Annotated in this window: 15 protein-coding genes; 5 read left to right on the top strand and 10 right to left on the bottom strand. The window is 38.3% G+C overall.

Translation table 11 applies throughout. The features are described from left to right. Nucleotides 1-9: 9 nt before the first annotated feature. The 3 genes from ACSBFT_RS03185 to ACSBFT_RS03175 form a co-directional block, all read right to left on the bottom strand. On the bottom strand, nucleotides 10-2,787 hold the full coding sequence (locus tag ACSBFT_RS03185; RefSeq protein ID WP_489603423.1) for a PQQ-dependent sugar dehydrogenase: 2,778 nt from the start codon (nucleotides 2,785-2,787) through the stop codon (nucleotides 10-12). 187 nt (nucleotides 2,788-2,974) lie between these two features. Next, a complete protein-coding gene (locus ACSBFT_RS03180) occupies nucleotides 2,975-3,559 on the bottom strand; it encodes a DUF4202 domain-containing protein (RefSeq protein WP_489603422.1) in 585 nt (194 codons plus the stop codon). 10 nt (nucleotides 3,560-3,569) lie between these two features. Further along, nucleotides 3,570-3,818: a hypothetical protein gene (locus ACSBFT_RS03175; RefSeq protein WP_489603420.1), complete on the bottom strand. Its 249-nt coding sequence runs from the start codon at nucleotides 3,816-3,818 to the stop codon at nucleotides 3,570-3,572. 52 nt (nucleotides 3,819-3,870) lie between these two features. Here ACSBFT_RS03175 and ACSBFT_RS03170 point away from each other — a divergent pair, with 52 nt between their 5' ends. Continuing rightward, nucleotides 3,871-4,791, top strand: coding sequence for a hypothetical protein (locus ACSBFT_RS03170; protein ID WP_489603418.1), 921 nt, complete (start codon nucleotides 3,871-3,873; stop codon nucleotides 4,789-4,791). 237 nt (nucleotides 4,792-5,028) lie between these two features. Here ACSBFT_RS03170 and ACSBFT_RS03165 read toward each other — a convergent pair whose 3' ends face one another. The 7 genes from ACSBFT_RS03165 to ACSBFT_RS03135 all read right to left on the bottom strand — a co-directional run bounded on the left by ACSBFT_RS03165 (nucleotide 5,029) and on the right by ACSBFT_RS03135 (nucleotide 11,530). Then, nucleotides 5,029-5,247 (bottom strand): type II toxin-antitoxin system PemK/MazF family toxin, encoded by a 219-nt coding sequence (locus ACSBFT_RS03165; protein ID WP_489604860.1) that lies wholly within the window; start codon nucleotides 5,245-5,247, stop codon nucleotides 5,029-5,031. Between the two features lie 110 nt (nucleotides 5,248-5,357). Continuing rightward, the gene (locus tag ACSBFT_RS03160) at nucleotides 5,358-5,564 is read right to left on the bottom strand and encodes a hypothetical protein (RefSeq protein ID WP_489603417.1); all 207 of its coding nucleotides are present in this window, start codon (nucleotides 5,562-5,564) and stop codon (nucleotides 5,358-5,360) included. A gap of 82 nt (nucleotides 5,565-5,646) precedes the next feature. Then, on the bottom strand, nucleotides 5,647-6,498 hold the full coding sequence (locus ACSBFT_RS03155; RefSeq protein ID WP_489603416.1) for an alpha/beta hydrolase: 852 nt from the start codon (nucleotides 6,496-6,498) through the stop codon (nucleotides 5,647-5,649). Between the two features lie 92 nt (nucleotides 6,499-6,590). Continuing rightward, nucleotides 6,591-7,964, bottom strand: a complete 1,374-nt coding sequence (locus ACSBFT_RS03150) for a Gfo/Idh/MocA family protein (RefSeq protein WP_489603414.1) — start codon at nucleotides 7,962-7,964, stop codon at nucleotides 6,591-6,593. Between the two features lie 209 nt (nucleotides 7,965-8,173). Continuing rightward, nucleotides 8,174-9,541: a Gfo/Idh/MocA family oxidoreductase gene (locus ACSBFT_RS03145; RefSeq protein WP_489603412.1), complete on the bottom strand. Its 1,368-nt coding sequence runs from the start codon at nucleotides 9,539-9,541 to the stop codon at nucleotides 8,174-8,176. A gap of 164 nt (nucleotides 9,542-9,705) precedes the next feature. Next, complete coding sequence (locus ACSBFT_RS03140) at nucleotides 9,706-10,236, bottom strand: hypothetical protein (RefSeq protein WP_463044691.1); 531 nt, start codon at nucleotides 10,234-10,236, stop codon at nucleotides 9,706-9,708. A gap of 85 nt (nucleotides 10,237-10,321) precedes the next feature. Then, entirely contained in the window at nucleotides 10,322-11,530 is a 1,209-nt protein-coding gene (locus tag ACSBFT_RS03135; protein WP_463044690.1) for an RsmB/NOP family class I SAM-dependent RNA methyltransferase, read from the bottom strand. A gap of 118 nt (nucleotides 11,531-11,648) precedes the next feature. Here ACSBFT_RS03135 and ACSBFT_RS03130 point away from each other — a divergent pair, with 118 nt between their 5' ends. The 4 genes from ACSBFT_RS03130 to ACSBFT_RS03115 all read left to right on the top strand — a co-directional run bounded on the left by ACSBFT_RS03130 (nucleotide 11,649) and on the right by ACSBFT_RS03115 (nucleotide 14,377). Beyond that, nucleotides 11,649-12,062, top strand: a complete 414-nt coding sequence (locus tag ACSBFT_RS03130) for an RrF2 family transcriptional regulator (protein ID WP_463044689.1) — start codon at nucleotides 11,649-11,651, stop codon at nucleotides 12,060-12,062. 175 nt (nucleotides 12,063-12,237) lie between these two features. After that, nucleotides 12,238-12,720, top strand: coding sequence for a hypothetical protein (locus ACSBFT_RS03125; RefSeq protein ID WP_463044688.1), 483 nt, complete (start codon nucleotides 12,238-12,240; stop codon nucleotides 12,718-12,720). 10 nt (nucleotides 12,721-12,730) lie between these two features. Continuing rightward, a complete protein-coding gene (locus tag ACSBFT_RS03120; RefSeq protein ID WP_489603410.1) occupies nucleotides 12,731-13,309 on the top strand; it encodes a DUF975 family protein in 579 nt (192 codons plus the stop codon). 81 nt (nucleotides 13,310-13,390) lie between these two features. Further along, on the top strand, nucleotides 13,391-14,377 hold the full coding sequence (locus ACSBFT_RS03115; RefSeq protein WP_489603409.1) for a glycosyltransferase: 987 nt from the start codon (nucleotides 13,391-13,393) through the stop codon (nucleotides 14,375-14,377).

The following is a 14,377-nucleotide window of genomic DNA, read 5'->3' as shown; positions in this document are numbered from 1 at the left end:
TTATTCCTGTTATTTATTAGAAAACTCTATCTCGTTTAATTTCATTAAATAATCATTGCTTGAAGCTGCTTCGTTTCTAAAAACCAGATACACATCATGAAAACCTTTAATGTCTGAAGAGACCGCTAAGTTAGCTTTAGAACTATTTTGTCTTCTCCAATCTACCGCACTCACGCCTTCTGGTGGTCTTCTAGGACCACTTGGACTGTTCACAGGAATGTCTTCTGAAATACTTATTAACTTTCCATCTGGAGTGTCTAAATGCAATTCCACCTTACCTCCGACAGTACCAGACCTTTCTGAGTTTTGAATGTAAACGTGGATGTTTTTCACACCAGTAAGATCAATATTCTTGTAACCGATATAAGACTTGTCGCCTACCGCGAAAAAAGCATTCCCAGAAGCCGTCAAAACTTCTGTGGCCTTACGAAAATCAGCTGTATGAGGCCTTAAATATGGGTCTTTCAAAACAACTACTTTCTCTGTCAACAGCGGTTTTACACCTTTACCACCCTTGTCTTTATACGCAGCTCTTAAAACAAAACTGCCTTCTTCAAATTCATAGTCTGGCTTCATCGGTTTCACTACACCGCTTAGACCTAATGAGGATATTGCACCCCCTGTAGAAGACATATTAAGTATGAAGTCCACCATTCTGCTGGCATCAGAATTACTCAAATCTGGATGGGCACTCATTCCGTGCTCTCCCCATACGCCGCTACCACCATTGATAACTTTATCTACCAACAGCTCTCTATTCTTTTTTGTGTTGGCATAACGCTCGCTTACGGCCACATAACTAGGCCCGATGGACTTGGCATTAAACTGATGACATGAAATACAATCACTAGCTTCTATTAAACTTTTTCCTACTGCAAAAGACGCCATAGCATCCGCTGTAGCATGATTTGCTGCCATTTCTATTGGGTCATAACCGGCAGGAACGTAATCAAAAGTGACGGCCACTTCTTCTGGAGTAATGCCATTTTCGGTACTTCCATCTTCGGCATCAGCCACTTTTACCGTAAACTGCAATTCTTTCTCTCCGTAGTAGAAAGTCTTGTTTTCTTTATTGAGGCTTAAAGTTATGGCGGGAGCCTCATTACCAGCGGTTATAGAAAAAGATTTAGAATTCGTCGCCTTTTTGGAGTCTGTCACAACTAATTCCACCTCAAAATCGCCACTTTCTTCAAAAGTATAATTTGCTTTTTCTCCGGAAACCGAGCCTATCTCTACACCTTCTTTCTTGATTTTCCAATTGTAACTTAATTTACCTTCGTCATACTTATCATAATCAGTAGTTCCTTCTGCAGAAAAATTAACGGTAAGCGGTACCTTACCAGAACTCACATCAGAACTGGCTTCCACCACTGGTTTTCTGTTGCCTGAATTGTACTCCAACTTAACCAACCGAGAATTTTCATTTCCTTTAAACCATGCCGTTCCATATTCCAAAACATATAAATCGCCATTAGGGCCAAAATCCATATCCATAGCTCCACTGAAGTTTTTCTCAGGTAGTACTTTCTCCATGGACACATAGTTGCCGTTTTCGTCCATAGTGACAGCCATTATCCAGCCTCTCATAAACTCGGTAATTAACCACTTACCTTCATAGTAAGCAGGCCACGGTCTGGCGGCATCTTTGAAATCTGCTTGTCGGTAAACGGGTCCACCTGTGGCACTACGGCCTGCGGTCCCCATCAAAGGAAACTCAGGAGATGGGCCATATGGATAATATAAAAAAGCGGGAACAGCCTTTGGTAATTCTTTAATACCGGTGTTATTGACTGACTCATTGACCAAGTTATTTGGGTCAAAAGGTTCGCCGTAAGTACCGTCTTCAGAATTGTATCTATTATAAGGTCTATTATTACCAATCAAATAAGGCCATCCAAAATATCCAGCTTCTTTAGCTTGATTAAACTCATCATAACCCATAGGTCCCCAAATAGAATCTTTGCTGGCATCTGGACCTACCTCACCCCAATATAAGTAACCTGTTTTGCTATCTAACGAAGGCCTCCAAGGGTTTCTGTGACCCATGGTGTAAATCTCTGGACGCGTTTTCTCCATTCCCACTGGAAAAAGATTGCCCTCAGGAATGCTATAAGTACCGTCCGCTTCTGGATGAATTCTTAATATTTTTCCTCTTAAATCCATAGAGTTACCAGGAGCTCTTTGGTCGTCTTCATTTTCATGACCTGGAGCTTCATTTAAGTTTGAAGCACCACTTCGTGGATTAACCGTATTGTTTCCTACGGTCAAAAACAAATTGCCTTGTGCATCCCATGTCATACCTCCTCCAGTATGGCAACACTCTTCACGCTGCGTAGGCACCTCTAAAATCACTTTCTTAGAATCGTCTACTAGGTAGTCGTCCACAAACTCATATCTTGCTAAAACATGCTTAGGCGTTTCTGGGTCTGCATAATAAAGATAAACCCAATGGTTTTGAGAAAAATTAGGGTCTACCACCACACCCATTAAGCCCTCCTCGGCCTCACGCACATTTCCTTCTTTATTGGTATACTTAGTATTTACCTCTATCCATCCAGCATCAGAGGTTTCTTTCGTGTCTTCGTTGATAAGCTTTAGTCCTCCTTTACGTTCTACCACCAGCACTTTGTTGTCTGGCAAAAATGTCATTTCCATGGGCTCATCTAAGCCTCTGGCCAAAACAACTTCCGTAAATCTGCTGTCTTCTGGTTTGGTGTTGGGGTCATCTTCACTGGAACATGCATTTAGCAGCAGTAGAATGCCCAATGCATAAAATGAGTATTTCATATAGGTGTTTTTGGTTAAATTTCAATTCAAAAATACTCCATCCAAAAGAAACAAACTGCCACATTCGATATATCTTATCTATTAGACGACCTTCCCCCAAATAAACCGTATATATGGCAAAAAAAACACCCCGAATTTCATGCTAAGTATTTGATTTCCTTAGCCATTCGCCTCTACAACCTTAGGTTTACAAAGAGCCAGCAGCCATATCTATAAGCCTACCTATGCGTTCTGAAACTTGGATACTACTAGAAGTTTCTATCGCTTTCGAAGTTACCTTCTTCAGCGTCTTGGCTATGATGTCTATCACCTTTTCGTCTGTATGTTTTGCGGCAAAATCTTCTAAATAATGCTCCACAAAAACTAAGAAAATAACATCTTCTAGCAGTTGTGTTTCTTCGTTTTGTTTCAATTGCTTTTTCTGCAATAAAAACTTCACTTTATCTATCAGTTCATCATCATAACCCAACCCTGCCAATATTTCTCCTGCTGTTTTGGCATGATGAATAGCCAACTGACTTCTCCATTTCAGATAACCCGTTCTATCCATAGGGAAGCTATCTCTAGCCATTTCCCAGCGACCAATATGCTGACTTCGTGCAGCCAACTTAACTTGGTCTGGAGCTTCAGAATCATATCTATTTAGCCAAATACTCATTCTAAGACCGTAAAGTGTTTCTTTACTTAACTTTTGATTACCAATACTTTCATGATTTGGGTCTTGGTTATTATAAGCGTCAAATGCCGCAAAGGCTGGTGATAAGTCTCTCATTTTTATAGTATTAATTGCTTGAAAGCATTTCTTTTAAATCTTCGTAAGTCTCCTCATATTCCCAATAAATTATCCTATCAAAGGCGTAAGAAGTCAAGATAAACTTCTCACTTATTGACAATATTCTATCTACTTTGATAAGCTTTTTAGCCGAATTCTGTACCTCTACAGATTCCAGAATCTCTTGGTTATTTTCATCAAAACCATGGAGAATCTGATGGTTTTTGACGGTTACTTCTATAAATTCTTTGTTTTGCATTTTTACTCGAAATATTAATTCATTTCTTTAGAGAACAATTATAAACCATGCAATGCCCAAATCAAACTTCCGAACACTTTCTTTCTTCATTTTCTGTCTTAGCTCTTTTTATTTCTGCCAAGGGCAAGATTCCTTAAGAGCACTAAAAAGTGAAAGGTATTTTCACAAAGGTGAAGTCTTTCAAGCCCTTTACTTTAACGAAAAAGGGCAAAAAATTTTAGAATGGGAAAACGATATTGGTGTTTATAGACTTGTCTCGAATGGCCTTAAAGTTTATAGTTATGATAGTCTTAAAAATGATAGACTGACCACCCATTATAATGTAAAAGTCAAAGATGAAAGGACAGTTACATTTTTGAGAGAATCTGGCGAACCAGATGGGCGAATTTATATTACCAAAACTGATTCAATTACCGATAGAGAATACTCCGAATTTTTCATATTCCAAGTGGCCAAGAACTATAAAAAGTACACAATAGAAGAGCTTCCTAAATTAGCTTTTGCCGCAAGATTTGATAAAATTAGGCTTAGCGAATGTAAGGGTATATTGATAGATTCTACCGCAACCTTAAAAGAGTATAGGGCAGAAACCAACGAAAACACATATCACTTCTATGGTGCTATTTATGACTCCCTAGGAAACTATGTAAAAGGCTATAACAAACATTTTTATGGTGATAAAATGTATCAGCATGAAACTGAAACTATCAGAAACACAGAAATAATCAATTACAAAGACTTCTATTTACCCTCTAGTGAGAATAGACTGACAAGCCATCAAAGAATAATTATAAAATCTAATGACAGTAAACAACCCATACAAAAAGAGTTTTTCCGAGTAAATACTGAAACTGGAGCCAAAAAACTAGAGGAAAAAATTGAATACGAATACTTCGGAGATAGACTAGAAAAACAAACAATAACCAGAGGTAGAAAAAAGTACGAAGTGGAAATTAGTAGGACTTATTGGTAAGTTTCGGTTATGCTATAAAGCAGAAATCAAGCATATTGTAATTAATTTCTTATAACACGAGAAAACAATATTTGTCACAATTTTGGCTTTTAATGGTCAAAATTCTGCCAAATGAAAAGATTGAATATTACGACAATTTTCTGACGATTCGCTTTTGGGCAGCAGTTACCACCTCTACTATTTCTATGACCTCTTGGCTGTTTTCATCAAAACCATGCAGTATTTGATGTATACAGACTAGAGGTTTTTGAAATCGATAAACAACTTCATTACTGCTTTTTCTACCTCTTTCATCACTGGCTCTAGAATTACACCAACATTACGTTCAATAATACTCTTATCTGCCGTAAATAATTTATTTACCCTTATAAACGAATCTAATGGTAAAAAGGCACTTGTGATATCCTCTTTTTTCAAGGGTACAGCAAAAGGTTCATTCTTATTTCTACTTGTTATTTAACATAGAATGATATCTTCACCACCCCAATCAGCTAAGACTAATGCTGGACGCAATTTAGAATTACTTAAATCAGAAAAAGGAAACTTAACTACAACAACATTACCAGCTACAAATTTCTCCATGCTTCGTCCTCTTCTTTTGAAAGCCAATCCTTGGCTAACGATTGCTCAGAAGCTAAACTAATGTTTAGTCTATGTTCTTCGACTCCAATCCTGTCAATCAATTCCAATTTATCTTTCGAAGATAAATTATCAATCATTTTGACTATTTCGTCTAAAGTATAAGTTTCTTTTTCACCTAGTACCTTTTCCATATCTATTCTTTTCTTTTTCCCCTCTGTATCAGAACGAAATTAACCAGATTTTCATTCATTAAAAACATAAACAGTAATAATTTCACTTCATAACATCACTCCAAAGCCACCTCAAAGACATTGGCAAAATAGCCCCTCCATGTTCTGAATTATGACCTCCAGTTCCCCATGCTGTTTTCACTTCATAGTCTTTGTACTTTAAAGCAGACTCCATTTGTAGATTACCCAAATACCAGTCTCCATGAATATTATCCAAATCTGTGCTGCCATCTTGCATAAATATTTTGATGTCTTTCTTTGCTGATTTTCTGATAATCCCAGGGTATCTATCACCTCCACGAATGTTGGTAAAACTTCCAATATGACTTAATACTTTATGAAAGAAGTCTGGCCTTTGCCAAGCCGCTGTCAAAGCACATATACCACCAGATGATAAACCACAAATGGCATGTAGCTTTCTATCCTCTGAGATGTTAAGTGTTTTCTTTAATTCAGGAATCAGCTCTTCCAGTAACATCGTCACATATCTATCATCCATTTCGTCATATTCATTTGCTCTGTTAGAACTTTGAAATCTATTTTCTGGTAAATCTTCCGAACTGTGACCAGGCGTAATAAATAAGCCAATAGTTACGGGCATCTCTTTTTTATGAATGAGGTTATCAAAAACTATCGGCACTCTCATTGCTCCATCATTCTTAACATAAGCTTGCCCATCTTGAAAAACCATCAATGCTGCTGATTCTGACACGTCATACTGAGCTGGAACATAAACATGGTATTCTCTATAATTATCATAAGAAGGGCTGTGCCACAGATATTTTGTAACCTTACCTTCGGGTACCCCATCCTGTCTATGAGAATCAGGGCCTAATTGATATTGAGCCGAAAGGCTAAAAGGAATAAGAAAAATGAGAGCAAATAGGTGTTTCATAAGGGGTACTTTTAAATCGCTGCCAAAAATGAATTTATAAAAAAATCGCCCTGAAAAATTCCAGAGCGATAAAAAAAAGAGTTATTTAAGGATTAAACTTTATTTGGGTCTGGGTGTACATAACCGGCTCTATAGGCTCTTTTCAGCATGGCGGTAGCTTCTTTATCTCCCACCACAACACGTTTCACAGGGTCATAAACCAAAGGCCTTCCGCCCAACTCCATAGAAATATTTGCCAAAATACAAGAGGCTGTAGAAATGTGACCTTGCTCTATATCAGCAACAGGTCTTCCGCCATTTTCAATGGCATTCAGAAAGTCTCTCATATGGGCTCTATTCGCATTAGCTGCATGAATTTCAATTTTCTCTTCTGTCAAATCTTCCGGATAAGTCTTGCCTTCTACCAAAGGCTCGCCATGCATTGGTTCACCATCACCTATAGGCGTAAAGTCGTACATTTGCGTACTGCACTCTAGCGTTCCTTTATCTCCATAAAACTTATAAGACCACGGATACTTGGTATCAGCCGCCCTGCCCCAAGTTCTGTGCTGCCAAACTACATTGAGCTCGTCATATTCAAAAACGGCAGACTGTGTATCAGAAATGTTCGATTTAGCGTCCTTTTGAACAAAAATACCGCCCTGCGAGCTGATTCTTTTTGGCCAGCCTAAATCCATTGTCCATCTCACGGCGTCTAACATGTGTACACACATATCGCCCATAATACCGTTTCCATACTCATTAAATGCTCTCCACCATCTTATGTGCGGCGAACCATCATAAGGTCTTAATGGAGCTGGACCTGTCCACATCTCATAATCTAAATACGCTGGCACCACTTGTAAGGGTGGGTTTGAGCCATTACGCATATGGAAATAACAGCAGACTTCCACATGAGAAATCTTACCTAAAAGTCCTTTATCAACTATATTTTCTTTGGCTTCTTTTAAAAAAGGTGTGCTCCTCCTTTGTGTACCCACTTGTACCACTTTATTATATTTCCTAGCAGCCGCCAATATGGCTTCCCCCTCTATCACATCCACAGATATCGGCTTTTGAAGATACACATGAGCTCCTGCCTTTATGGTGTCTATAGCTTGCAATGCATGCCAGTGGTCTGGAGAACCAATAAGCACCACATCCAGCTTTTGCTCTTTCAGCATTTTATTATAATCAGCATAGAGTTCAGGTCTCTTACCAGATTTCTGTCTTTCACTCACCCGAGTGGCTGCCTTATCCAGCTGCTGTGAATCCACATCGCACAGAGATACCACTTCCACATCTGCCACTTGAATGAGTCTTAGTAAGTCTGAAGTGCCGTACCACCCGGTACCAATGAGAGCCACATTGTATTTCGGAGCCGCTTTTTCAAATTCCATTGCCTGAGCTCCAAGTGTACTTATGGCCAGAGATGTAGCAGCGGTGCCTTTTAGAAACTTCCGTCTGTCTAGGTTGAATTTTTCCATTTTAAAAATTAGGGTTGTTGTCATTATTTCCAACTCAATTTAACCATATTATTGACACTCCTTCAATTTCAAGACCTAGGAAATAGTAGAGAAAAGAGCAAACCGTATTTTTAGCAAAGAAAAAAGCCTTCCAATAGGCTCAAAATAAAAAAAAGACGTCCATCCCTGTAAGAAATGAACGTCGAAAATAAATTTGAATGTCTATAATTTTAAACTTGACTAGGGTGAGGATGTACATAACCCGCTCTGTATTCCCTCATCAATAGTTGCGTGGCCTCTGGGTCTCCCACCACTTGCCTGGTTTCTGGATTATAAACCAGCGGCCTCCCCAGTTCACAAGATAGGTTGGCAAGGATACAAGATGCAGTAGAAATATGCCCTTGTTCTATGTCTGCCACTGGTCTGGTATTGTTTTCAATAGCCGCCAAAAAATCTAACATATGTGCCCTCATCGCAGGTGCAGCATTCAATTCAATACTGTCTTCTGTTAAATCTTCTGGATAATTCACTCTATCGTAAGTCACATCCACATGAATAGGGTCACCTTTTATTGGGGTAAAATCATACTTGGTTGTACTTGCTTCAAGGGTACCTTTGTCCCCATAAATCTTGTAGGACCATGGATAATTAGGGTCAGCAGCTTTCCCCCAAGTTCTATGCTGCCAAACAATATTTAATTCGTCGTATTCAAAAACGGCCGACTGCGTATCAGAAATATTGGATTTAGCATCTTTTTGCACATAAATACCACCTTGGGAGCTAATTCTTGTAGGCCAGCCCAAATCCATGGTCCATCTTACGGCATCCAGCATGTGCACGCACATATCTCCTACTACGCCGTTGCCATATTCCATAAAAGCCCTCCACCATCTTCTATGTGGTAAGCCGTCATAAGGTCTTAACGGAGCTGGTCCCGTCCACATTTCATAATCCAAATGGTCAGGAATAGGCTGTAAATCTGGATTACTACCATTTCGCATAGGGTAATAACAGCAAATCTCAGCATGAGAGATCTTTCCCAATAGTCCTTTTTCTACAATATCCTCTTTGGCTTGTTTAAGGAAAGGTGTGCTCCTTCTTTGTGTACCCACCTGTACCACTTTATTGTACTTTCTGGCGGCTGCAACCATGGCTTCGCCCTCTATCACATCCACACTTATGGGTTTCTGGACAAAAACGTGTGCTCCTGACTTTAAAGCATCAATGCACTGCAGAGCATGCCAATGGTCGGGAGAACCTATCAACACGATATCTAGCTTGTTCTCCTTTAGCATTTGCTTATAATCGGCATAAGCTTTTGGTTTTTTGCCAGACTTTAGTCTTTTGCTCACCAATGTAACGGCTTCGCTTAACATCTTAGAGTCTACATCGCATAAAGCCACTACATCTACATTGGCCACCTGAATAAGTCTGAACAAATCTGATTTACCATACCAGCCGGTACCTATCAATGCTACTCTATACTGTTTTTTTGTGTCAAAAGTTTCGGCAAAAGCACTACCAGAAAGTGTAGTGAGTGCAACAGTGGCCGCCGAACCTTTAATAAACTGACGTCTGTCAACATGAATGTTTTCCATTTATTTATTTAGGGTTATTCTATCGTTCCAATTTGAAATTACGCAAAATACGAGACTCCGAAAATTATTTAATTCTAAAAGAGAGCAAACTCAACTTTTAGCATAGAAAAAGCCCCAAAGTGTATCACAATGGGGCTCGTTTTTTTTTAAATAAGGCGTGTTAATCAGAAATAGTATTTAAATGACTGCATTTCTTTAGAATAACTCCCCTTAAGATTTTCGCCGTTCGATAGCTGTAAATCCAGTTCCAAAGATACTTGTGGGTACCGTCCGGCATAAAATACCTTACCAGAAACTACCGAAATACCTGCTTGAGCACCCTTTAGTGTAAAAAATTCCACTTTCACACCAGGCTCAATGGTTTCAATATCTGCGTTGACCGTGTATTCACCGTTTTTAAATGCCGAACCCTGCATAAAATTTCTCAATACCATGGAAATTTGCTCATGTGAATTTTCAGTAGCATTGTTTAAGTCCTTATCAGAAAGATATATATTCGTTCTGAAATATTCTGGGTGCTCCAGATTTAAGACTTCTTCAATTCCACCAAAGTTGAGTTCAATTTTGGTATTGAGATAAGACAACTCGTCTTTTTTGAGATCGGGGTCTTTATCTGCTTTCAAAAACGCAAAGGAACATAATCCTAAAGCTAATAAAAGGCTGAAAATCTGCTTGCTAAATAAAGTTTTATTCATATTTCACTCGTTTGTTTCCTGACAAAAACTTACGAGCAAAAATCTAGCCATAGCAGAAAAGGTTCTTCCATGCCAAAAAAAAATCCTATGAAACTCTTTTAATCAAAGCGGTATAAAAGCCATCAAAACCAGTTTTTGCTGGTGATATTCTATTTTCCTTTTCCAGTTCAAAATTTAAATTCTTTTTCAAAAACGCTGCTACTTGGTCTTCGTTTTCAGACTTCAGAACGCTGCAAGTGGCATAAACCAATTTCCCACCAATTTTGGTCATTTTAGAATAATCCTCTAAAATTTGGGCTTGAACCATCTTTATTTCCTCTAAGAATTCTGGCTTTAATTTCCATTTGGCATCAGGGTTTCGTTTTAAAACCCCCAGTCCAGAACATGGTACGTCTAGAAGTAGCCTGTCTGCAAATTCACTTCTCTTATTAATATTGTCTCCTTTTATTGGCTCTGTTCTTATGATGCTAATCTTATTTCTAAAGGCCCTCTTCTCCAACTCCTCCAATTTAGGAGCTTTAATATCCATGGCAATGAGGTCTCCTTGGTTTTCCATAAGCGTGGCTAAATGAAGACTTTTGCCTCCAGCACCAGCACAGGCGTCAATAACAGTCATCCCTGGCTCCACGCCCAAATACTGAGCGATTAACTGGCTACCAGCATCTTGTATTTCAAAATAACCTTTAGTGTATGCTTTTAAAGACTTGAGGTTTCTTCGTTTCAGCAGTCTAAGGGCATTTCTAACATTAGGAACAAGCTCTACCTCTACCCCTTCTTTCTCCAATTTTTCTATCAAGTCCTTCTTTGTAGAAAGCAGCGTATTGACTCTAAGAAAAACATCCGTTGGCTGATTTAAAGCAGCGAGTTCCACTTCCCAATTTTCCATTTCGACTAAGCCCAATTCGTCTATCCAGTCTGGAATGGACTCCCTTATTTTTCTTATCGTATTCGCTTCTTCTCTTTTTGCTAGAATCTTTTCAGGGACCAGGTTTGAAAACTCTTCCCATTCTGGCAATTCATTTCCAGAAATAACGAACCAAGTTCCCAGCATTTCCCAGAAAAGCTCTTCGTCTTTTATCTTTCTTTCATCTATTTCGGCAGAGAATTTCAATAACCTCCACCAACGGATAATTTCATAAGTATTCTCCGCTATAAATCGTCTATCTCTAGCTCCCCATTTTTTATTACTCTTAAGGGATAATTCCACTACCTTATCGGCCTTTTGATTTTGATTAAAAATAGCCAATAGGTTTTCTATAATACCTTCTGATAATGGACGATGAATTCTACTCATATATAAATTTTAAATCTTAATTCTTCACAAAGGTAGTCAGGCTAACAGACAATATGAGAGGCATCATGAAGCTTTAGCAAAAAATACTTTACTTTTGCCTAAACCCCTTAGCATAACTATGATTTCTAAAAAGGCCAAATACGCACTAAAGGCACTAAAGCATTTGGGAACAAAATACGAGAATAAGAAGCCTACGCTTATCTCTGAGATAGCCGAAGCGGAAAATATCCCCAAAAAATTTTTAGAAGCTATACTCTTGGAACTAAGGAATAATGGCCTTTTACAAAGCCAAAAGGGTAAAGGTGGCGGATATTTACTTCGTTTACCTCCAACAGAAATTACTTTTGCCAAAGTTTTAAGAATTATAGATGGGCCCATTGCCCCTCTTTTATGTGTATCGTTAAACTTCTACGGCCAGTGCGAAGACTGTAAAACAGAAGAAGAATGTAGACTGAGACCTATTCTTGGTCATGTGAGAGATGCCAATTTGGAGGTTTATGAAAAAACAACCGTGGCAGATTTAATGGGATAAATTCCAAATTTTAAACGTGTCAGCACAAATCAAAGCCTACGCATAGCTTCAATAAAACAGTCTAAAATTTTCATATATATTAAACCAAGACCGTTTGCGTATTATTTAATTTGGCAATTTTGAATAAAGTCATAAAAATGTTAATCTTGATAACGAAACAAGCAAATTTTACAAAATGAACGAAACTTTACGCCCAACATTTCTAACCATCTTATGTGTGCTCACATTTATAGGAAGTGGCTGGGGAATACTCAATGCGGTATCCTCTTATAAAAATGCTGAAGTGGCTGTAGGAATGGGTACTGAGGTACTTGAAGAGGTCATGGATAATATAGATGACAAAGTGGATTCAGAAAAAGAAGCCAACATGATTCAAAGCCTAATGGGCTCAGTAACGGCAGGACTTACCGTAGAAAATGTTAGAAATATAGGTATCGCAAATGGCATTGCTGCATTATTAACCCTTTTAGGAGCTGTATTGATGTGGGGCCTAGACAAAAAAGGTTTTTGGTTGTATCTTATTGGAACGGCAGTAGCGGTAATAGCCCCAATGATGATTTATGACGGCATATTAGGAGCAATAGCTGGAGGCGGTGCCGCATTTTTCGGAATTCTTTTTTGTGTATTGTACGGCGTTAATTTAAAATATTTAAACTAAATCATTTAATATGAGCAACTTAGACATCATTAGTAAATCAAGAGACCTTCTAGCAGGCAAATGGCTGCCTGCCATCGGGGTGGTACTTATCTTCTCTTTAATCTCCAGCCTTCCAAATCGGCTAAACGAAGACCTTTCATTCCTGGGATTAATATTAGGAGGGCCGTTGAACTTAGGTTTGGCTATATTTTTTCAAAATACCGGTCGTGGTCAAAATTCTGGCATCGAAAACCTTTTTGATGGCTTCAGAAATTACATTCAATCTACCATTGCCTTTATCTTAATCCTTGTGGTGGTTTGTTTGGGTTTAGTGCTTTTAATCATACCTGGTATTATGTTGGCCATGGGACTTTCTCAAACATTCTTCATCATGGCAGATGACGATAAAATTTCCGGTATAGATGCCATGAAAAAGAGCTGGGAAATGATGGGTGGTTTCAAAATGAAATACTTCTTACTCAGTTTAATACATATAGGGATGGCGATTCTAGGTATGTTAGCTTTATTGATTGGTTTATTTTATGCCCTTCCTATCATTTATAATTCTATGGCTTTGTTTTACGAAAAATTAAAGGCCAATGAATTATAATTAACGCACAAAATCATAACAGAAGCCTCCTCAGTATTTAGGAGGTTTTTTTTATGGTTCTACTAAGCCTAATTTTACGCCATGCCTACACCCAAAGTCAGCGTACTCATAGCCATAAGAAATGAAGAGAAGAACCTTCCTGGTCTTCTAGATTCTATTTCTAAGTTAAATTATCCAAAAGATTCTTTAGAAATACTCTTCGGCAACGACGCCTCCACGGACAAATCTAAATTTATTTTGGAAGAATGGGTAAAGGATAATGCTTATGCCCGGCTCCTAAACTATTCAGAAAAACAGCCCGATGAACCCCTAAAGGGAAAGGCTAGAATTTTAGAAAAACTGGCACATCAAGCCAATGGAGATTTCTACTATTTCACAGATGCAGACATTACTTTGCCGAGAAACTGGATTCATGCCATGAACAAGTATTTCATAGAACACGTGGGCGTAGTAGTAGGTATCACAAGTATGAAAGCCAAACCCTTTTGGAGCGGTATACAAGGTTTGGAGTGGCTTATTACCCTATATATTATGCATTTATTATCCCAATTAAAAATAATGTCCACAGGCATGGGAAATAACATGGCGGTCAGTAAAGAAGCCTACTGGGCTGTTGGTGGGTATGCTAAAATTGGCTTTTCAATAGTAGAAGACTATGCCCTTTATAAAGCCATCATTGACAAAAAATATGCCTTCAAACATACCTTCGAAGCCGACGTCTTGGCATACACTTTACCTCCTGAAAAGTTCCTAGAACAAAGAAAACGATGGATTAAAGGTGGTTTTGAGAGCAAAAGTAAACTTCTATTTATAGCTTTTCTGCAAATTCTTCTGTTACCCCTACTTCTATATCTAGCATTTTTCGAGGTTCAAATTGCTCTTTGGCTTGTTCTAAATATTTGGGTGTTTTATTTCATTCTGATAACTTACCTTGAAAGAAAGCTCAAACTAAAAGGTTATTTAAAGTATCTCATTCCCTTCTCATTATATGTTCCTTTTTCTGCCATTCTGCAGTTCCTTGCTTTTATTTGGCCAAGTAAAGTGGTTTGGAAAGATCGAAATTATTAG

It is taken from the genome of Arcticibacterium sp. SM2516 (genome assembly GCF_057914865.1).
Note: the sequence above shows the minus strand (reverse complement) of the source record. Positions and strands in the feature narration are given on the sequence as shown.